Consider the following 20,908-nt stretch of genomic DNA (forward strand, 5'->3'; position numbering starts at 1 on the left):
TCAAAGGGTGGTTCTAAGATGGATGGGATGGCAAATCAATCTAAGAATTTACCTGCGAATGTTACAGAGGAAATAAAAAATCAAATTCAAAATTATGCAAAAGTTGCTTTTAGAGCAATAGATGGAATGGGAGTGGCTAGAATAGATTTCTTGCTTGATGGCGAAAAGGTATATGTAAATGAAATCAACACACTTCCAGGTTCAATTTCATTTTATTTATTTGAGGTAAGCGGAATTAGTTTTACTGAGGAAATAAATAAGTTGATTGAACTGGCATATAAGAGGTTTAATCAAAAGTCTAAAAATATAACCTCTTATGATTCAGATCTTCTAAAGAAGACAACATATGGAGCTAAATTATAATGATAATTGACAAAGTGTACGACAAGTTAAAAAACTCAAGTCCGATGACGAAGGACAAAATATACAAAGTATTTGAAATAGGTAAACAAGAGAGATCTGCATTTGATAAAGTTTTAAAAACATTGGAGAAAGATGGAAGGATTTTTTTTGATGGACAAAAATACATCCCTATTGATGGACAAAAATATAGACGTGGTAAAATCCAAGGAAACGAAAGAGGCTTTGGATTTTTACTTCAAGCTGATGAAGATGTATTTATATCTCAAAAAAACTTATCTTCTGCATTAAATGGAGATGAAGTATTAGTTAAGGTGTTAGATGCTTCAACAGGACATTCTCTTGAAGGAAAAGTAATACAAATAATTGATAGAGGGAATAAAACTGTTGTCGGAACTTTTCAAAATAAAGAAACATTTGGGTTTGTGGTTCCGGATGATGATAAGATAGCTTTTGATATATATATAGCTAAGAAAGATATTGGCGGGGCTAAAGACAATCAAAAAGTAGTAGTCAAGATAAAAAAATGGCCTGAAGAAGGTAAAAAACCTGAGGGAATGATAGTAGAGATTTTAGGTTACAAGGGCGAAAAAGGTGTGGACATAATGAGCATAGCTCGAGATATGAACATACCTACTGAATTTTCAAAAGCTGTTAAATCAGCAGCAAAACAAATCCCTCAAAATGTTACAGAAAAAGATTTTGCCGGGAGAAAAGACCTTAGAGAACTTACAACTTTTACAATTGACGGAGCAGATTCAAAAGATTTTGACGATGCAATTTCAATTGAAGAAGTTGATGATAATTTAAGACTTTGGGTTCACATAGCTGATGTCAGTCACTATGTCAAAGAATCTGATGAAATAGATAAAGAAGCATACAAAAGAGGAAATTCTTACTACTTAGTAGATAAGGTAATTCCCATGCTTCCGGGAGAACTTTCAAATGGAATTTGTTCATTAAATGAAAATGTAGACAGATTAGCTTTTTCTGTTTATATGGACTTTGATAAAAATGCAAACTTGGTAGGACATAAGATAATGAATACGGTCATAAATTCAAATAGAAGGCTTGTGTATACCAATGTGAGTGATTTTTTAGAAAATATATCTGTTCATGAATCTGTAAAAGGCTTAGAAGAAGATTTAACTAAAATGAATGAGTTAGCTTTAAAACTTAGACAGAAGAGAATGGACAGAGGTTCAATAGATTTTGATTTTCCGGAAGCATACATTGATGTAGATGAAAATGGAAAACCGGTAGATGTAAGAAGAAGAGAGCGTAGAACAGCTGATAAATTAATTGAGGAATTTATGTTGATTACCAATGAGGTAGTTGCAGAAGAGTATTTTTGGATGGAAATTCCTTTCTTATATCGTATACATGAAAAGCCTGATGCAGAGAGAGTGGAGAATCTTAATAAGGTTTTGAGACACTTAGGTTTAAAATTAAATACTCAAAATATGGCATCAAAAGATTTCCAAAAGTTGATAGAGTGTGTTAAGGGAAAAGATGAAGAACTTTTTGTTTCCACAATAGCGCTTAGAAGTCTTATGAAGGCAAGGTATTCTGAAATAAATGATATACATTTTGGTCTTGCAGCAAAATATTATTCGCATTTCACTTCTCCAATAAGACGTTATTCTGATCTTACTATTCATAGGATTATGAAAGATGTAATAAAGGGTAAATTGACAGAGGGCAGATTGAGATATTTAGAAGTGATGTTGCCGGAAATAGCAGACCACGTATCAGCTATGGAAAGGCTCGCTCAAGATGCTGAAAGAACTGTGGAGTCTGTGAAATTTGCAGAGTATATGGAAGATAGAATAGGTGAAGAATACCCGGCAATAATAACTTCAATAACAAACTTTGGTATGTTCGCTCAACTTGAGAATACAATTGAAGGCTTAATTTCATATCAAGACTTGGATGATTATTTTGAATATGATTCAGATAATTTTAAGGCTATAGGAAGAGATACCGGCAAAGTATATGATATAGGCGACAAAGTTAGAATAAAGGTTGTTGGAGCTAACATACTGAAGGGAACGGTAGATTTTGTAATAACAGAAGATATCCAAGATATTGATATAAATCTTTCTAAAGAATACAGGAGCGAAGAAGATGAGCGATAATACAATTGCCAGCAACAGAAAGGCAAGGCATGACTATTTTATTCAAGATACTCTTGAAGTTGGGATAGTGCTTGTTGGAACTGAAGTTAAGTCTTTGAGACAAGGCAAAGCTAATCTAAAAGACTCATATGCATCCATCTCAAGAGGAGAAGTTTTTGTAGAGGGTATGCATATTTCTCCATATGAACAAGGAAATATTTTTAATGTTGACCCTATGAGGAAGAGAAAGCTTTTATTAAATAGGAACGAAATTAGGAAATTAGAGAGAGAACTTACAATAAAGGGAAATACTCTAGTTCCATTGAAGTTATATTTGAAAAATGGAAGAGTTAAAATGGAATTGGCAGTGGCAAAAGGTAAGAAATTATATGATAAAAGAGATACTTTGGCTAAAAAAGATGCCGATAGAAAAATTCAACAAGCGCTTAAAGAAAGGTACTAAAAAATGGATGGTTTAGTCATCCATTTTTTGTTGAAAAATTTTCTGAAAACGTATACTTTATGAGTTAATAATGATAATATATAGTTATAAAATCAAAGGAGGAGTTTTATGAAAAATAGTAAAAAAGTGTTATTATCACTTATTATGTCTGTTTTATTATTGACATCAAGTTTCCAAAGCGTTTTTGCTGTGGCTACTCAACCTACAGATGTTGAAAAACTTCAAAAAGTTGAATTGCTTGACAAAGAAAATACAGAAGAAAAATTAAAAAGTGATTTAACAAGAGCAGAAGGACTTACAATGGTCTTAAAGGCATTAGGATATTCTCAAAAGGTGGCTGAAACTGAAAAAAATGTAAAATTAAATCCTTTTACAGATGTTCCGGAATGGTTTAAAGGCTATGCAGGATTAGGTTTTGATTTAAATCTAACTAAGGGTAAATCAGAAAAGTCTTATGACCCTGATTCAAATCTAAGTAAACAAGAATTTATCGCATTTATTTTAAGAGGTTTATCTTACGATTCAAACAAAGCATATAAAGATGCTGATAAAATTTCAAAAGAAATTGGATTATTGTCAAAAGATGATGATATCAATTCAAAAATAACAAAACAAGAAGCTGCTAAGTATATAATGGGAGCTTTAAATCAAAAAATGAATGACAACACAGGATACACTTTAGGAGAATACTTAGTAAAAACTAATGTAATTTCTGAAGAAAAAGCAAAAGAAATTGGTGTTGTATTCGGAGATGTTGAAAAAGATGGCGTTCATATTCTATACTTCAATGACTTTCACGGAAACATCAGTGAAGAAGTTACAGGAAAGAAGAGAAATATAGGTATGGCTAAAATGGTAGGTTATGTTAATGAATTTAAAGAAAAACATCCTAATACAATTGTATTAGCTGGTGGAGATAACTACCAAGGTACTAGCGACTCAAATTTAACTATGGGCAAACCGGTTACTGCAATGATGAAAGGAATGGGAATAGTTGCATCAGCAGTTGGTAACCATGAATTTGACTGGGGAGCTGACAAGATAGGCAATTGGGGAAAAGAAGGCAATTTCACTTACCTTGCTTCAAACATCTATGATAAGAAAACTAATAAACCGGTTGATTGGGCAAAACCATACATGATTATAGAAAAAAATAATTTAAAAATTGGTGTAATAGGACTTGCTCATCCTGAAACAGCTACATTAACTAAAGCAGAGTATGTTGCCGGTTATGAATTTAGAGATCCGGTTAAATCAGCTCAAGAATGGGTTGACTATTTAAAAGCCGGAAAAGCTAAAGAAGGTACACCTGATATAATCATAGCACTAACTCATTTAGATTCAGATCAAAAATCTGACACAAAAGAAATTACAGGTAATGCAGCAAAATTAGCTAACGAAGTTAAGGGGCTTAACTGTGTGCTTTCAGCTCACTCTCATAGAACAGTTAGCGGTAAAGTAAATGATGTTTCTATACTACAAGCTTATTGCTATGGCAGAGCGATCGGACAAGTTGACATTAAAGTTGATGATCAAAAGAAAGTAAACATCGATACTCAAGTATTAGAAGGAAATAGAATTAAAAATAATATTATAAAAGATAATGCTACTGAAAAATTCTATACAGAACTACAAGAAGAATTAAAACCTATCAAAGGCGAACTTCTTGGAGAAGCTACTGCTGAATTCACACACGATAGAAAGACAAAAGGATCAAACACACTTTTAGGATACTGGGCATGTGAAGTTATGGCAGAAAAAGGAAAAGCTCAAATCGCCATCCAAAACGGTGGTGGACTTAGAAGAACTATGGAAAAAGGTCAAATAACAATGGGAGATTTATATGAAATCATGCCATTTGACAACTATTTAGTTGTTATGGACCTTAAGGGGGCAGATTTAATAAAAGCCATTGACCACGGAATTGATATGCCAAAGACAACAGATGGAGCATTCAGCGGTTTAATTGTAGAATATGACCCTGCAAAACCATACGGAGAAAAGATTACAAAGATAACATTGACTGATGGAACTCCTATAGAAATGGAAAAAACTTATAGAGTAGTTACAAACGACTTTATGTTTACAGGTGGAGATGGATACGACTTTAGCAAGGCAACTAATGTTGATGAAACTTATGTACCGGTAAGAGATGCATTAGTTGAAAAAATAAAAGAGACTAAGAAATTGACTCCAAAGCCAATAGACTATATAAAAGCAGTAACTCAAACTGCTGAAGTAAAAAAAGCAGCTTAAATGAAATTAGAAAGTTTAAAATTTTAATGAAGAAAGGCCCAGTGATTGGGCTTTTCTCTTTTTAAGTGAGGAGTATATGAAAAAACTTATTTTAATTTTAATGATTTTAATGATTTATCCCAACATGGTAACAGCTGAAAAAGTATCTGCAGATTCTGAAATGAGAAAGTATTATGAAGACAAAATAAATGAAACTGATTATTTGATATTAAAGGCAAGAGTTGAAGAAATAGAATATGATGATACAAAAGAAGAAAGAGATATTCCACTCGAAGCGGATATAAGATATCAACATTTGAGGGTGAAATTTTTAAATGGCAAGTATAAAGGTGAAGAGTTAACTATAAAACATACTATAGAGCTAATTATGCCGGGAAATTACATATTTAAGGTTGGAGATAAACTACTTTTAAGAGTTACGGAGGAAGACTCAGTCATAGACACAGTGAAGATACAAGAAAAAGTCAGAGACAAACAAGTCTTGATGATAGTTGGGTTATTTATAATACTGCTGTGTGTATTTGGTGGAATGAGTGGAGTTAAGACACTTTTTTCATTAATATTTACATTGGCTATGATATTTGCGGTATACATTCCATTGATTTTAAGAGGTTATCCTCCTTTATTGACATCAATAATAATTTCAATAGTTGCAATAATAGGAACATTATTTATAATTGCAGGCAGGAGCAGCAAGACTACTATTTCAATAATAGGTACGTCGATAGGAGTTATATGCGCTGGAATACTTGCGGTAATATTTGGAAAATATGCAGCACTTACAGGACTTGCAGAAGATAGTGCAATAAGTCTAGCTTATATACCACAGTATAGAAATATGAACTATGAGGGGATTTTATTTGGAACGATTTTAATAGGGGCGATAGGAGCGATAATGGATGTTTCAATTTCAATAGCATCTGCATTGTATGAACTTAAGTCAATAAATAACGAAATCAGCAAAAATGAAATGATTAAATCAGGCATGAATATTGGGAAAGATATGTTGGGTTCGATGTCAAATACTTTAATCTTAGCTTATGTAGGAAGTACACTTCACTTAATAATACTGTTCATTGTATATAGAATAAGGATGACAGAGATAATAAATTTGGACTCAATTGCCACAGAAATTATAAGGGCAATGGCAGGAAGTATAGGTTTGTTACTGACGATACCCGTTACGGTAATAATAGGGGCAAATTATTATTGCAGAAAAAATAGGCAAGTTTAAAAGCTTGTCTATTTAATATTTAGAGATAAGTAGTTTTTATAAATTTGTTTTTCTAATTCTGAAAGACTTATTTTTTTTATATTAGAAATATATTCAAGTATATTTTTAATATAGTCACTTTCAGAATAACTTCCATTTATCCATTCGATGGAAGTTGGACCGTCAGTTTCAGTGAGTATTCTGTTTATAGGCAAAATATTTATAATTTCATCGGTTGTCTTTGAATAGCCGGCATCAGGGCCAATTGTAAAATAAGCGCCAATAGATAAATACTCATCAATTAAAGATAAATCTCCACTATACCAATGAATTATTGGAGTTTTTAAATCATGTTGTTTTAAATAATTTAGTACTTCTCTTTCAGCACCTTTAGTGTGAATATTTACAACTTTTTTATTTGAATCAGCCAGAAATAAAAATTCATTAAATATAATTTTTTGTTTTGAGTACATTTTAGTTCTCTTGTCCCAATGGAAATCTAAACCAATTTCTCCAATAAAATCACAGCTTTTAATTTCTTCAATGAGATTAGATAGGTTTGTATTTATATCCACTTTCCAAGGATAAATTCCAAGTCCAATTTTTATAAGCGGATTTTTTGAATATTTATTTTTTAATTCCAAATACTCTTCAAAGGTCATAGAATTTACAAGTGTGATGATTTTATCTTTTTCAATTGTATTTAAACCACTTTCTAAATCTTTATAGAAATTAAAATGGTCGTGGGCATTTATCAGCATAATTTTTCTCCTAAAACTAAGTTCTAGAAATAATTATAATATAAATTCAAGGTTGTGCTATAATAAAAAAGTAAATTAAATATATTCACTAGGGGAGCGAAAGCTGAGAATTGTAAAATGACCCTTGGAACCTGATAGATAATTCTAGCGTAGGGAAGTGTTAAATACTTGGACTTTAGGTTATCTAAAGTCTTTTTTATTTGGAGGGATAAAATGAATTGTGCAATTGCACTTCAAACTTTACCAAGAGTTGAAAGTGATGAAGAAGTAGTAAGAATAGTTGATGAAGTCATAGCTTATATAGATTCAACAGGGCTTGAATACTATGTAGGACCTTTTGAGACAACGATAGAAGGTGATTTAGAACAGATAATGGAAATTATAAAATTTAGTCAGTTAAAAGCTATTGAAGCAGGGGCTCCATCGGTGAGTTCATATATTAAGCTTGTATATAGCCCTGAAAAACATATTTTGACAACAGATGAAAAAATATCTAAGTACCATAAATAAGGTTTTTCCGGCGCTCGGAATTTTAAGTATTTTATTGTTGTGGCAAATAACATATATGTCGAGGATTGTTCCGGCATATATGTTACCCGGTCCTATAGATGTGTTAAAAGCATTTGTGTCTGATTTACCACTACTTGCAGAACATGCTAAAGTAACTTTAATAGAGGCATTTTTAGGGCTATCAATAGGAGTTGTTTTAGGGTTTATTGTGGCACTTATAATGGAAAATTTTAAATTTCTATACAAGGCAATTTATCCAATTTTGATAGTTACTCAGACAATCCCGACTGTTGCAATTGCACCACTATTGGTTTTGTGGTTTGGTTATGAAACGCAGGCCAAGATAGTTTTGATAGTGCTTGTTACATTTTTCCCGGTGACAATTGGAGTTTTAGATGGATTTAAATCTGTTGATCCGGACATTATAAGATTGTTTAAGTCAATGGGAGCAACAAAATTACAGACATTGTGGTTGGCGAAGTTACCTCATGTGAAATCATATTTTTTTGCAGGACTTAGAATTTCAGCAGCATATTCTATAGTTGGTGCTGTAATTTCAGAATGGCTTGGAGGATACAACGGACTCGGTGTGTATATGACAAGGGTTAGAAAGTCATATGCTTTTGACAAGATGTTTGCAGTAATATTTTTAATTTCAATTTTGAGTATATTGTTGATTCAATTAGTTGATTTAATTCAACACTTGAGTATGCCATGGCTTAAGACAAAAAAAGGAGAGTAAGATGAAAAAAATTGTAAGTTTAGCTTTGATAATGATGTTGGTTTTAGTAGGATGCGGCAAAAGACAACAAGGAGATTTAAAAAAATTGACATTTGTTTTGGATTATACGCCAAATACAAACCATACCGGGATATATGTTGCTAAGGAGCTTGGGTATCTTGCAGAAGAGGGGATAGAGCTTGATATAGTTCAACCACCGGCCGACGGAGCGCCGGTGCTTGTTGCTTCCGGTAAAGCTCAATTGGGCGTCGATTATCAAGATACAATAGCAGCTGCATACGCACAAGATGAGCCGCTTCCTGTAACTAATGTTGCAGCTTTAGTACAACATAACACATCAGGGATTGTCTCACTAAAGGGAAGTGGAATTGAAAACCCTAAGGGAATGGAAGGTAAAAGATATGCAACTTGGGGAATGGATGTTGAACAAGCTATGATAAAGAATGTAGTTGAGAAAGATGGAGGAGATTTTTCAAAGGTTAAATTAGTGCCATCAAACTACTCAGATATATTTACAGGTCTTGGAAATGATATAGATGCAGTTTGGATTTTTTATGGATGGGATGGAATTGCAGCTAAGGCAAAGAATGTTGATGTAGACTATTTTGCATTTAAAGATATAAACCCTGTGTTTGATTACTACACTCCAACAATAATTGCAAACAATGAATTTTTAAAAGAAGACTCTGAAATAGTTAAGGCATTTTTAAGAGCGATTAAAAAGGGATATGAATATTCAATCGAAAATCCTAAAGAAGCTGCTAAAATTTTATTAAAGGACAATCCTGAACTTGATAAAGATATGGTAATTGCAAGTCAAGAATATTTAAAAGATGAATATATTTCAGATGCAAAGAAATGGGGATATTTTGATTCAGCACGTTGGAATAATTTCTATGCTTGGCTATTTGAAAATGGCTTGATAGAAAAAGAAATACCGTCAGATTTTGGATATAGCAATGAATATTTACCGGACTAATATGGACATACTACAAGTAAAAAATGTAGACAAATCATACAAAGATAAAAAGATAATTGAAAATATATCTATAAGATTAAGGAAGGGAGAGATAATCTCACTTTTAGGACTTAGTGGGGTGGGAAAGACTACCCTTTTTAATATAATTTCGGGCGTTGAAAGTCCTGATAAGGGAAAAGTTTTTCTAAAAGAAGAAGATATAACTTCAAATCCGGGGCGTATAAGTTATATGCTACAAAAAGATTTGCTTATAGAGCAAAAGACAATTTTGGAAAATATAATTTTGCCTTTGAGAATAAAGAGAATTAAAAAGACGGTTGCGATAGATAAGGCGAGAGAATACTTGGAAATGTTTGGGCTACTTGGATATGAAAAATCTTATCCAAATTCTCTATCGGGGGGAATGAGGCAGAGAGCAGCGTTTTTAAGAACTTATTTTGCATCAGATGAAGTGGTTTTACTTGATGAACCTTTTAGTGCACTTGATGCGATAACAAAAAAAGAAATGCACAAATGGTACAAGGGTATCAGTAAGAATTTAAAGCTTTCTACGATTTTTATAACTCACGATATTGATGAAGCATTAGAACTTTCAGATAGAGTCTATCTAATGATTGGTTCTCCCGGGAAAATTGAGAATGAGATAATAGTTGAAAAGATAGAAGGGGATTTCACTCTAACAGAAAAATTTTTAGAATACAAAAAAGAAATTTTAAAATTGCTGGGAATCTAGAACTTAATAGGTAATTTAATTGTTAGAATTTAAATGAGGAGAGCTTGAGCTCTCCCCTTATATTTTCTTCAATAGACTTTGTATTAATTCATCTTCCAGCGGATTTTTATTTTTATCAACTTCTCCTGCTCTATTAAATATTTGAGTATCTAAGTCAGGAGTATAAGTCTTACCGGTTTTCTCAGCTTCAAGAGCATTGACAACTTCGTGTGTTTTTACAGCAAGTTTAGTTTGAATATCTACAATTTTTTTAGCGTGGACGCTATTTCCATCTAAAATTCCGGTGCGATATTCTTTTAAAATTTCACTTGTTAAGTCTGAAATTTCTAAAATTAATTTGTGACTTGTTGCATTTTCAGCCGGAACATTCATATTTCTTATCTTATCCAAAGTTGTTTGAATGTCATTTCTCAAGATTTCAAATTTACTTTCAATTTCAGTTCGAGAATATTTTTCTTCTCCGGCAAAGAAATATTTTTTAAGCTCCTCATTTTTAAAACTTAACTCTTTTAATAAGCCATTGATTTCAGTAAAGTATGGAGATTGGTTTTGAGTCTGTAAAATTACAGTGTATGAATTGGCATCCCAATCCACTTTTAATCCCATGTGTTCTGCGACAAATCTCAATGGGACAAAAGTCCTATCTTTTTTTATCACTGGAGCAACATCCATCTTCAAATCTTTTCCATTTACTTTAATATCTTTAGAGTCGAGTTTAAGTTCTATAGTTTTGTTTTTATCTAAGATATTTACAACTCTTGTCTCGTCATTCCACTTAACTTCGTAGCCGAGCTTTTCAGATATGAATCTTATCGGCACAAGGGTTCTGCTATTTTCAATATATGCAGAAACATCACTCTTTATTTCTTTTCCGTCCAGGGTGATTTTAATGTCTTTTGCAAATACTGGAGTTGCAATTAAAAGTGCAAGACAAAATATCAAAAATCTTTTCATTCTATAAACTCCTTAATTTATTTAGTAGGTTTAGTTTCTTTCGTAGTTTTTGAACCGTCTTTAGTTGCCGTAGTTTCTTTTGTGGTCTTTGAATTTTCATCAGTAGCTTTTAAAGATTCTTTATCGGTAGTTTTAACATCTTTAGTAGATTTAGAAGATGGTTTTTCTAATTTAGAATCATCTGATGGTTTAGTGGCTTTAGTAGTGGATTTTTTAGAGTCTTTTGCAGTGGTGTTGTCAACAATTCCGGGACTTGACTTCACGCCAAACTCTTTATCTAAGAATTTAAGTCTACTATCGTCAGAACCACTTAGTTCAATAAATGCTGAATCTTCAGAAACAGGAGCTATTTTTCCATCTTTTCCATCAGCATAGAATAAAATATATTCACGATTTTCTTTAAGACCTTTTGGAATATCCAAGACTATGTTTGAAAGGTCTCCTCTGTAATCTTCAATGAAATTTACATCAGTAGAAGAACCTGCTGCAGTTATACGAATACGAGAAATGTAATCTGAGTTTTTAATAAGTGAAACTATGTCAGTATCTTTAATGTCACTATTTTTAGCAGAATCCTTTTTATCATTAGATATTTTCTTTTTATCAGCATCTGTATCTTCTGCCTGAGTAACCTTTTTCTCGTCAGTATTTTGATTTGTCAACACTTCAACGGTATTTCCCTTTTTAGTGCTTGTCTTATCCTCAGCCGGTTTCTTATTACATGCGCTTAGCATTAGACTAAGTAATAGAGTAGTTATTATTAATTTTTTCATGTAATCCTCCTTTTGTTACATTATACCACGAGTTTCTCAACAAGTAACGTCTGTATAGTAACTGAATTGTGAGGAATATGGTATAATAAAAAAGGTGATGCTATGCAAAGTAAAATTGAAGAAGTATTAATAAGATTGATGAGTGCCGGATATGAAGCATATATGGTTGGCGGTTCTGTAAGGGATATATTACTCGGCAAAACTCCTCATGATTATGATGTTGCAACAAGTGCCTTGCCGGAAGAAATAATAAAAGTATTTAAAGAATATAAGACTTTGGCTTTGGGCAAGAGATATGGGACTATCACTGTGATAATTGAAGATGAGCACTTTGAAATTACAACGTTTAGAACTGAACTGGGGCATACTGATTCAAGGCATCCTGATGAAGTTATTTTTACAGACGATGTCAGAGAAGATTTAAAGCGAAGAGATTTTACCATAAATGCTATGGCAATGTATGAAGGTAAAATTTTAGATTTGCATGGTGGAAGAAAAGATTTAGAAGATAAAATCATAAGAACAGTTGGCAATCCTGAAGAGAGATTTAGAGAAGATGCACTTAGGATGATTAGAGCAATAAGGTTTGCGACTGTTCTAAATTTTGAAATAGAAGAGAAAACTCTAAACTCAATTATAGACAATGCATATCTTTTGAGAAGCGTTGCCAATGAGAGATTAAAAATTGAAATTGATAAGATATTGCTTTCTGAAAGACCTTCGATAGGGCTTGAACTCTTGGCCAAGACTGATGCTTTAAAATATATAATTCCTGAACTGCACGATTGTATAGGATTTGAACAGAGGACTAAATATCATGACAAAACTGTGTTTGACCATATAAAGTGTGTTGTAGACAGTACAGAAAAAAACTTGAAACAGAGAGTTTCCGGGTTGTTACACGATATAGCTAAACCAAAAACTTTTTCTGTTGATGAAAATGGTCAAGGTCATTTTTATGGGCATGATGAAATTGGAGCAAAAATGTCTGGAGAGATTTTAAGAAAATTTGGTTATTCAAAAGCCTTTATAGGAAGAGTTCAAATTTTAATTTCTGAGCATATGAAGGTACATGAAGAAATATCAGACAAGGCATTGAGAAGGCAGTTAAGAAGAGTGGGTTCGGACAATATTTTAGATTTATACAGCTTAATGATTGCGGATAGAATGTGTACAACTGAGGGTAGAGATATAGATTTTTTACTTAAGATAAGGGAGAGAGCAAAAGGACTCTTAAAAGAAGATATTGCAAAAGAAAAGTTTTTATGCTTAAATGGCAATGATATAAAGGCACTTGGGTATAGAGAAGGAAAAGAAATAGGAAATATACTTAGATATCTTGAAGAAATTGTCTTGGATAAGCCTGAGCTTAACAAAAAAGACTATCTTATAGAAATTTTAAAAAATAGAGGTTAACATGGGTAAATTATTTGGAACTGACGGAATAAGAGGGGTAGCAAATCTTGAACTTACGCCTCAACTTGCATACAAAGTGGGAAGAGCAGCAGGATATGTACTTTCAAAAGATAAAAAAGGAAAAGTTGTAGTAGGTCAAGATACAAGACTTTCAGGAGAACTTTTAAAAGCAGCTCTTGTGAGTGGACTTATGTCAATAGGACTTGATGTAGAAGTTGCAGGAGTAATACCCACTCCGGGGATAGCTTATTTGACAAGAACAGGAGAATATCTGGCCGGAGTAGTTATTTCAGCCTCTCACAATCCTTTCGAACACAACGGAATAAAATTTTTCTCATCAGATGGATATAAATTACCTGATAAGGTTGAAGAACAAATAGAAGAATTGATATTTGACGATACAAAAATATATAAAAATGCTACTCATGAAGATGTTGGAACAATGACTTATAGTGAAGACTTGCTTAAAAAATATGAAGAATATTTAATTGAAATTTCAAATGTGGATCTAACCGGAATGAAGGTTGCCATAGACATTGGAAATGGAGCTCTATATAAAATTGCACAAAATGTTTTAGAAGAGCTTGGGGCAGAAGTTGTGGCAGTAAATGACAAGCCAAATGGAATGAACATAAACGACAACTGTGGTTCGACAAATCCTGAACTAATAAGAAATTTAGTTCTTGAAACGAGAGCTGATATGGGAATGAGTTTCGATGGAGATGCAGACAGAATAATAGCAGTTGATGAAAAAGGTAACTTAATTGATGGAGACCATATACTTGCAATCTGTGCAACTTATCTAAAAGAAAATGACAGATTGAAAAACAATACTGTTGTTGGAACAATTATGTCGAATATAGGACTTAAGAAATATTTGGATACAATCGGTGTAAATCTTGTTCAAACTAAAGTGGGAGATAGATATATCTTAGAAGAAATGATATCAAAAGACTATGTAATAGGTGCTGAACAATCAGGGCACGTTGTATTTTTAGAATATAACACCACAGGAGATGGACTTGCCACAGGACTTCATTTATTAGAAGTAGCAAAGAAAACCGGAAAAGAGTTGAGTGAATTAAATAATTTGATGACTTCATATCCTCAAGTTCTAGTAAATGCAAAAGTTAGAAACGATTTAAAAAATAATTATATGAGTTTTCCGGGAGTTAAAGAAGAAATAGAAAAAATAGAAAATGAATTTGGCGGAAATGGTAGAGTTGTAATCAGACCATCGGGAACAGAACCTTTGATTAGAGTTATGATTGAAGGCGAAGATAAAGAATTGATGGAAGCAAAAGCAAGAGAACTTGCTAGCTTTATAGAACTTAAATTAAATTAGGAGGAGAAATGGATTACAGAATAATAGCAGACACATCTTGCGATATAAGTGAAGAATTAGAAAAGAAATTAAGAGTTTTGTTAGTCTCATTTAAAATAGATATAGAAGATGTTGAATATGTAGACGACGAAAATTTAAACTTAAATGAGTTTAAGGAAGCTATGAAGCAAACAAAAAAACCTATAAGAACTTCATGCCCATCGCCATATGACTATCTCGAAAAGTTAAATCAATGTGAAGAAGATAAAATTCTAATTGTGACAATATCTGAAATATTATCGGGGTCAAACAATGCTGCCGTGATAGCAAGAGAAGAGTTTTTAAAAGAACATCCTGAAAAACAAGTTTATATTATAAATTCAAAATCAGCAAGTGCAGGACAATTATCTTTATTATTAAAGATTGATAAAATAATGAAAGAGAATCTCAGATTTGATGAACAAATAGAAAAAATAGAAAAAGCTGTAGAAGACAATCATACATTTTTCATACTAGAAAATCTAGATAATTTAATTAAAAATGGAAGAATTAAAAAAACTACCGGATTAATTGCAACAGCATTAAATATAAGACCTATTATGAAGGCTACCAGAGAAGGGGAAATTACTATTCACGAAATAAATAGAGGATTTAAGAAATCTCTACTCAAGCTAGCTAAAGAAATAGGGAATATAGCAGAAAATTTAGAAGAGAGAATTTTGGTAATATCTCATGTTGATGGCTTGGAAAAAGCGCAATTGCTAGCTGAAAAAGCAAAAGAACTCTACAAATTTAAAGACATATTAATAGTACACACTAAAGGACTTGCTACAGGATATGCAGATATAGGAGGAATTGTTGTAGGATTTTAATATGAAAAAAATATTTACAATTTTATTTGCAATTTTTTTATTAGTAGCTTGTTCAAAGAAACAAGAAGGACTTCAACAATATAAGACAAAGTATGTTGGAGATAATTCAAAAGTTATTGGAATAGTAAGCGGACTAAATTATCCGAATGGCTTAAAATATAAATCAATTGAAATTCAGTCAGAAAAAGAACCTTATGGATTGAATGTAAATCTTGAAGGTCAACAAGAGGCAAGTTTTTTTGACCAAGCAGTAGTTACATTTGCAATGATTGAAAATTTAGGAGAGCTAAGATATTTTAATAATCAAAAAGAATTGGGCTCTTTTTCAAGAGAGGCAGTTGATTTAATATTGGAAGCCAACGGAACAAATTTAAATGAATTAAATAAAGATGATGATAAATTACAAGAATATATAGATAAAGTTAATTTAGATGAGTCAAAATAAAGTGAAAGCTCCTTCCTTACCAATCATAAGGAAGGTTTTTTATATTTAATATTTTGAAATTAAATTTTGTTGTTCTAAGAGTAGAGAGTATAGGTATAAAATGAAAATATACACTTGTAAATGATGTGATATAAAAAACAAAAAATAAATATCCCATATGATAATGTATTATTGAGGGCTATTTCCTAATAATACATTATTGAAAAGCTGTTAAAAAAACGAAGATTATCAAAAATATTTAAAATAATAACGGGCTATAATGGATTAGAATTTTCCAATCTAACTTATTTAGAAAAATACTTAGTTTCTATTTACTAGCCTCATCCAAATTCACATAAATTTGATATTGAAATTTAGGACAGTATAAAAAAATAAAAATCAAGAATAATAGTGTTGACACTTTATCAAGATAGATGTATACTTCAAGCATACATAAAAAATACTTTTTAATATATGCAGAGAGGAGTATGAAATGATATTAAATCAAGATCAGCAAGATTTATTAAATGGGAAATATGGAGAAGGGGCAAAATTAGCTATGAAGGTTCAAGTAGCAATAGGAGAATCATTTGGAGCTAAAAGAATGGTTCCAATAACTAGAGCTCATGTTGCACTTAGTAATCAAGATGCGGATTTATGGTTAGCTGAGAAGTTAGTAGGATTAGGTGCAAAATGTAGAATATCTCCAACTGTAAATCCTGGATTTAGCTTAAATTGGTTTAAGGAACGCGATATGGTTGATGAAGAAGATTATAAAATGATGGAGAGGACTCATAATGCTTACAAAAAGTTAGGGGCTTCGTTAACTTATAATTGTACTCCTTATATAGATACAAATGTACCTAACTTTGGAGAAATAGTAGCATATTCTGAATCGAGTAATACTCCTTATGCTAATTCAGTATGGGGAGCTAGAACCAATAGAGAGGGTGCTAATTCAGCCTTGTTTGCAGCTATTACTGGATATGTTCCGGAGTATGGTTTACTTTTTGATGAAAATAGAAAAGGAACAATATTAGTGGATGTACAAGCAGATATGGAGAATGATTATAAATACCATATTTTAGGAATGTGCGGCAAAAAAATAGGTCATGGAGTACCTGTTTTTGTAGGATTACCAAAACATATAAGTTCAGAAGCTTTAAGAAATTTAGGAGCTCAATTAAATACATCCGGGGCTTATGATATGTATCATATAGTTGGATTTACGCCGGAAGCTCCAACCTTAGAAGAAGCATTTGGCGGTAAAGAACCCGAAAGAAAAGTAGTAATAACAAATGAGGATTTTGCTGAGGTTTTGAATGAAATTTCTGAAGAAGGCTCAAGAAATATAGATTTTGTAATGTTTGGATGTCCACATTTTACATTAAGCGAGTGTATACATATTAACTCTAGATTGGATGGAAGAAAAGTAAAGGTACCTATGTATATTTTGACATCTACAAGTGTTAGAGAGACTGCAAAAGAGATGGGAATAGTAGATGATTTAGAAAAATTAGGCGCATTTATAATACCAAGCACTTGTCCGGATCAACCTGTATGGAAATTTTTAAAAGATAAGATCGGTCTTACAGAATCACCAAAATGTGCATATTATCCAAGGAGAAGAGGTATTAAATTTGTTATAAGAGATTTAGACACTTGCATAGAAGGTGCGGTAAGAGGGGAGGTAGAGTAATGTTTAAAGTTTATAAGTGTCATAAAATTTCTGATGGATGTGTTGAAGCGGAAGTAACAATTTCTAAAGATGACATAATGTTTTATTTAATCCGTCCTGAGGATGGTGTCATGATAGAACCAAGTCATGATTTAGAAGGGAGAACTATGTCTAAAAAAATCTTGATGTTTCCTTCAGGAAAAGGAAGTTCAGTTGTTCAAGCAGATGGACTATTTCAATTAATGAAAAATAATAACAATCCAATTGGGATGATAGTTGAAAGACCGGAAACTGTTTTAGTAACAAGTGCTATAGTATTTGAGATACCTATGGTGGATAAAGTAGACCCTGAATTTTATAAAGATATAAAAGAAGGAGATAGGATAAAATTAGATGCCACAAATGAAGAAATAACTATTTTATAAGGAGAAAATTTTATGAAAAAGAAATTTTATTTAATTACATTGATGTTATTATTAGCTTTATCAGTAGTTGCCTGTGGAGATAAAAAAGAAAAAAATGATGGGGAAATAAAAACTGCTAATACTGATAGCGTTGTCATAAAGATAGGACATGTTGAGCCTGAAAATAGATCAACACATAGAGCATTAGTTGATTTTAAAGATTCTGTAGAAGAAAAGTCAAAGGGAGCAATAACTGTGGAAATCTATCCAAATGGAGCGTTGGGAGGAGATGTTCAGTTAACAGAATCAGTTGCAATGGGAACATTAGATGCAGCACTTCCGTCAACATCTGTATTAACTACTTATTCAAATGAATTTGGAGTATTGGATATGCCGTATTTGTTTACATCGTCACAATCTGCTTTTGATGCATTGGATGGAGAGATTGGTGATTATTTTAATAAAAAGTTAGAAGAAAATGGGATTATAAATTTAGGATATTCATACAATGGTCCAAGAAGTACAACTTCTAATGTTAAGACTATTGAAAAACCGGAAGATTTAAAAGGACTTAAAATGAGAGTTATGGAAAGCCCAATTTTTATAGATTATTATAAAACTTTAGGAGCAAATCCTACACCAATGAGTTTTACTGAATTATATACCGGATTACAACAAGGAACAGTAGAAGCACAAGAAAATCCACCATCATTAACTTTTGCTAATAAGTTCTATGAAGTTCAAAAGTATTCATCAATTGATGAACATGTTCATAATTTCCTAGCGTTTATAATGAATAAAGCAAAGTATGATTCATTGACACCTGAACAACAACAAATATTAATGAATGCAGCTAAGGAGTATGTTTCTAACCAAAGAAAGATGGAATTAGAGGATAATGAAAAGGCTATAAAGGACCTTGAACAAGAAGGTAAATTGGTAACAAATATTTTAAGTACAGAACAAAAGCAAAAATTTAAAGAAGCTTTGACTCCGATGTATGAAAAATATAAATCAGAGTTTGGCGAAGAACTATTTAAAATGAGCGAGAAATATAATGAAACTAAGTGATGGAAAGAGGTGGGGGAAACCACCTCTTTTAACAATAGAAGGTGAATATATGAGAAAATTTTTCAAAACATATAACAATATAGAAGAAAGAATTTTAGTATTTAGCTTAATATTAAATGTTTTAGTGGTTTCTTTGCAAATAATCATGAGAAGTGTTTTTAATACTTCAATATCATGGTCTGAAGAGTTATCAAGATACATATTTATATGGGAGATATGGTTAGGAACAAGCATAGCATATCGTTATAATGAACATATAAAAGTAGAGCTGATATATAGTATTTTTAAGTCTGACAGATCAAAAAAAATAATTGATATATTTATAAAGCTAATTTGGCTAGCATTTAATATGTTTTTAGTTTATCAAGGGCTAAAATTACTGGGATCAATGGCAGATAGAAATGCGCTTTCATCTGGAATGAGAATTCCTCTAGTATATGTTTATGGTGTTTTACCATTGAGTTCTACTATCATGTGTATACGAATTATACTTGATATTTTAAATTTAAATAGTATGGAAGAAGATAAGCTAGAAGAAGATAGGCATGGAAGAGAACAAAAAAATATATTAAAAGAAGGTGAAAAGTAATGGAAGCTTTAACATTGTTTGGCATATTTTTTATACTTTTACTTTTAAGTATGCCTATAGGATATGCAATAGGCATTGCAACATTGATAACTATGCTATCACATACTACAATGCCGACTTTAATGATAGTACAAAATTCTGTTGCAGGAGTGGATTCATTTCCACTAATGGCAATTCCATTTTTTATGTTGGCTGGGAACTTGATGAGTAGCGGGGGTATAGCAAAAAGACTAGTAGATTTTTTTGAAAGTTTTATTGGACATATAACAGGTGGATTGGGAATGGTTACAATTGTTGTATGTATGTTTTTTGCAGCTATATCAGGATCAGCTGTAGCAACAGTATCTGCTGTGGGAGCTTTCATGATTCCAGAAATGGTTAATCACGGATATGATAAATCTTTTTCTGTTGCATTAACTGCAGCAGCAGGAACAATTGGAGTTATTATTCCACCAAGTGTACCGTTTGTAATTTATGGAGTTGTTTCCGGGGCTTCAATAACTGAAATGTTTACAGCCGGATTTTTACCGGGGATATTAATGGGGATAGCTTTAATGTTAGTTTGTTATATAGTTTCCAAAAAGAAAGGATATAAAGGTAATGATAAGAGAAAAAATTTAAGAGATATATTCACTACTTTTAAAGAAGCCTTTTGGGCTATATTATCTCCAGTAATAATATTAGGCGGTATTTATTCGGGAAAGTTCACACCAACAGAAGCAGCTGTAGTGTCAGTAGTGTATTCGTTTATAGTAGGTGTATTCGTATATAGAGAATTGGATATGAAAGGTGCATATAATTCTGTAAAAGATGCTATTGTTGTAAATGGTGCTACAACATTTATGATAGGATTATCAACTGCGTTTGCAGCACTTTTAACAATGGAACAGATTCCTTTAAAAATAGCTGCTTTTATAACCAATCTTAGTGGAAATGGAATAATTATATTACTATTAATAAATATATTTTTATTGATAGTAGGGATGTTTATAGATAATATTCCTGCGACAATTATATTGACCCCTATATTATTACCGATAGTTGTTAAATTTGGGATGAGTCCTATTACATTTGGAATAATGTTAACAATGAATTTAGCAATAGGTTTTTGTACACCGCCATATGGCATAAACTTATTTGTAGCAAGTGCTATTTCTAAGGTAAGAATGGAGAGCGTAACGGGACAAATAATGAAATTTATTTTAGCACTTATAATAGTGTTAATGTTAGTTACATTTTGGAAGCCATTGACTATGGTATTTTTATAAG

Annotated in this window: 20 protein-coding genes, 1 pseudogene and 1 riboswitch; of the genes and pseudogenes, 18 read left to right on the forward strand and 3 right to left on the reverse strand. The window is 31.9% G+C overall.

The window, feature by feature from the left end; all coding sequences use genetic code 11:
* The 5 genes and pseudogenes from SOR77_RS09365 to SOR77_RS09385 form a co-directional block, all read left to right on the forward strand.
* Positions 1 to 363, forward strand: a pseudogene (locus tag SOR77_RS09365) (D-alanine--D-alanine ligase); the annotation flags it as partial.
* The gene (gene rnr / locus SOR77_RS09370) at positions 363 to 2,498 is read left to right on the forward strand and encodes a ribonuclease R (protein WP_320636839.1); all 2,136 of its coding nucleotides are present in this window, start codon (positions 363 to 365) and stop codon (positions 2,496 to 2,498) included. The pseudogene SOR77_RS09365 and the gene rnr, both read left to right, overlap by 1 nt.
* Complete coding sequence (gene smpB / locus SOR77_RS09375; RefSeq protein WP_320636840.1) at positions 2,488 to 2,940, forward strand: SsrA-binding protein SmpB; 453 nt, start codon at positions 2,488 to 2,490, stop codon at positions 2,938 to 2,940. The genes rnr and smpB overlap by 11 nt, the downstream gene beginning before the upstream one ends.
* Before the next feature lie 108 nt (positions 2,941 to 3,048).
* Positions 3,049 to 5,196, forward strand: coding sequence for a bifunctional metallophosphatase/5'-nucleotidase (locus SOR77_RS09380; protein ID WP_320636841.1), 2,148 nt, complete (start codon positions 3,049 to 3,051; stop codon positions 5,194 to 5,196).
* 76 nt (positions 5,197 to 5,272) lie between these two features.
* Positions 5,273 to 6,430: a YibE/F family protein gene (locus SOR77_RS09385; RefSeq protein WP_320636842.1), complete on the forward strand. Its 1,158-nt coding sequence runs from the start codon at positions 5,273 to 5,275 to the stop codon at positions 6,428 to 6,430.
* 8 nt (positions 6,431 to 6,438) lie between these two features.
* Here SOR77_RS09385 and SOR77_RS09390 read toward each other — a convergent pair whose 3' ends face one another.
* Positions 6,439 to 7,170 carry a TatD family hydrolase gene (locus SOR77_RS09390; RefSeq protein ID WP_320636843.1) on the reverse strand — a complete coding sequence of 244 codons (732 nt, stop codon included), beginning with the start codon at positions 7,168 to 7,170 and terminating at the stop codon, positions 6,439 to 6,441.
* An 80-nt stretch (positions 7,171 to 7,250) separates the two neighbouring features.
* Positions 7,251 to 7,343, forward strand: a riboswitch (TPP riboswitch).
* Positions 7,344 to 7,383: 40 nt separating this feature from the next.
* Here SOR77_RS09390 and SOR77_RS09395 point away from each other — a divergent pair.
* From SOR77_RS09395 to SOR77_RS09410, 4 genes are read left to right on the forward strand one after another with little or no spacing between them, the layout of a single operon-like run.
* A complete protein-coding gene (locus tag SOR77_RS09395; RefSeq protein ID WP_320636844.1) occupies positions 7,384 to 7,680 on the forward strand; it encodes a thiamine-binding protein in 297 nt (98 codons plus the stop codon).
* Complete coding sequence (locus tag SOR77_RS09400) at positions 7,652 to 8,422, forward strand: ABC transporter permease (protein WP_320636845.1); 771 nt, start codon at positions 7,652 to 7,654, stop codon at positions 8,420 to 8,422. Before SOR77_RS09395 ends, SOR77_RS09400 begins: the two co-directional genes overlap by 29 nt.
* 1 nt (position 8,423) lies before the next feature.
* Positions 8,424 to 9,401 carry an ABC transporter substrate-binding protein gene (locus tag SOR77_RS09405; protein WP_320636846.1) on the forward strand — a complete coding sequence of 326 codons (978 nt, stop codon included), beginning with the start codon at positions 8,424 to 8,426 and terminating at the stop codon, positions 9,399 to 9,401.
* On the forward strand, positions 9,382 to 10,134 hold the full coding sequence (locus SOR77_RS09410) for an ABC transporter ATP-binding protein (RefSeq protein WP_320636847.1): 753 nt from the start codon (positions 9,382 to 9,384) through the stop codon (positions 10,132 to 10,134). The genes SOR77_RS09405 and SOR77_RS09410 overlap by 20 nt, the downstream gene beginning before the upstream one ends.
* 57 nt (positions 10,135 to 10,191) lie before the next feature.
* On the opposite strand, the gene SOR77_RS09415 is transcribed toward SOR77_RS09410, so the two are convergent.
* Both SOR77_RS09415 and SOR77_RS09420 read right to left on the reverse strand, forming a co-directional pair.
* Complete coding sequence (locus tag SOR77_RS09415; RefSeq protein ID WP_320636848.1) at positions 10,192 to 11,088, reverse strand: copper amine oxidase N-terminal domain-containing protein; 897 nt, start codon at positions 11,086 to 11,088, stop codon at positions 10,192 to 10,194.
* 17 nt (positions 11,089 to 11,105) lie between these two features.
* Complete coding sequence (locus SOR77_RS09420; protein WP_320636849.1) at positions 11,106 to 11,861, reverse strand: hypothetical protein; 756 nt, start codon at positions 11,859 to 11,861, stop codon at positions 11,106 to 11,108.
* Positions 11,862 to 11,963: 102 nt separating this feature from the next.
* Here SOR77_RS09420 and SOR77_RS09425 point away from each other — a divergent pair, with 102 nt between their 5' ends.
* The 9 genes from SOR77_RS09425 (at position 11,964) to SOR77_RS09465 (ending at position 20,907) form a co-directional block, all read left to right on the forward strand.
* On the forward strand, positions 11,964 to 13,277 hold the full coding sequence (locus SOR77_RS09425; protein WP_320636850.1) for a CCA tRNA nucleotidyltransferase: 1,314 nt from the start codon (positions 11,964 to 11,966) through the stop codon (positions 13,275 to 13,277).
* Between the two features lies 1 nt (position 13,278).
* Positions 13,279 to 14,622, forward strand: a complete 1,344-nt coding sequence (gene glmM, locus SOR77_RS09430) for a phosphoglucosamine mutase (RefSeq protein ID WP_320636851.1) — start codon at positions 13,279 to 13,281, stop codon at positions 14,620 to 14,622.
* A gap of 8 nt (positions 14,623 to 14,630) precedes the next feature.
* Positions 14,631 to 15,473, forward strand: a complete 843-nt coding sequence (locus SOR77_RS09435) for a DegV family protein (RefSeq protein ID WP_320636852.1) — start codon at positions 14,631 to 14,633, stop codon at positions 15,471 to 15,473.
* A 1-nt stretch (position 15,474) separates the two neighbouring features.
* Positions 15,475 to 15,918, forward strand: a complete 444-nt coding sequence (locus tag SOR77_RS09440) for a DUF4825 domain-containing protein (protein ID WP_320636853.1) — start codon at positions 15,475 to 15,477, stop codon at positions 15,916 to 15,918.
* Between the two features lie 472 nt (positions 15,919 to 16,390).
* Positions 16,391 to 17,596 carry an aconitase X catalytic domain-containing protein gene (locus SOR77_RS09445; protein ID WP_320636854.1) on the forward strand — a complete coding sequence of 402 codons (1,206 nt, stop codon included), beginning with the start codon at positions 16,391 to 16,393 and terminating at the stop codon, positions 17,594 to 17,596.
* Complete coding sequence (locus SOR77_RS09450; RefSeq protein ID WP_320636855.1) at positions 17,596 to 18,000, forward strand: aconitase X swivel domain-containing protein; 405 nt, start codon at positions 17,596 to 17,598, stop codon at positions 17,998 to 18,000. Before SOR77_RS09445 ends, SOR77_RS09450 begins: the two co-directional genes overlap by 1 nt.
* Positions 18,001 to 18,012: 12 nt before the next feature.
* The gene (locus SOR77_RS09455) at positions 18,013 to 19,050 is read left to right on the forward strand and encodes a TRAP transporter substrate-binding protein (protein WP_320636856.1); all 1,038 of its coding nucleotides are present in this window, start codon (positions 18,013 to 18,015) and stop codon (positions 19,048 to 19,050) included.
* Complete coding sequence (locus SOR77_RS09460; protein WP_320636857.1) at positions 19,037 to 19,639, forward strand: TRAP transporter small permease; 603 nt, start codon at positions 19,037 to 19,039, stop codon at positions 19,637 to 19,639. The genes SOR77_RS09455 and SOR77_RS09460 overlap by 14 nt, the downstream gene beginning before the upstream one ends.
* Entirely contained in the window at positions 19,639 to 20,907 is a 1,269-nt protein-coding gene (locus SOR77_RS09465; protein ID WP_320636858.1) for a TRAP transporter large permease, read from the forward strand. The genes SOR77_RS09460 and SOR77_RS09465 overlap by 1 nt, the downstream gene beginning before the upstream one ends.
* The last annotated feature ends 1 nt before the right edge of the window (position 20,908 follow it).

Source organism: Peptoniphilus sp., assembly GCF_034090345.1.
In the GTDB taxonomy this organism is placed as follows: domain Bacteria; phylum Bacillota; class Clostridia; order Tissierellales; family Peptoniphilaceae; genus Peptoniphilus.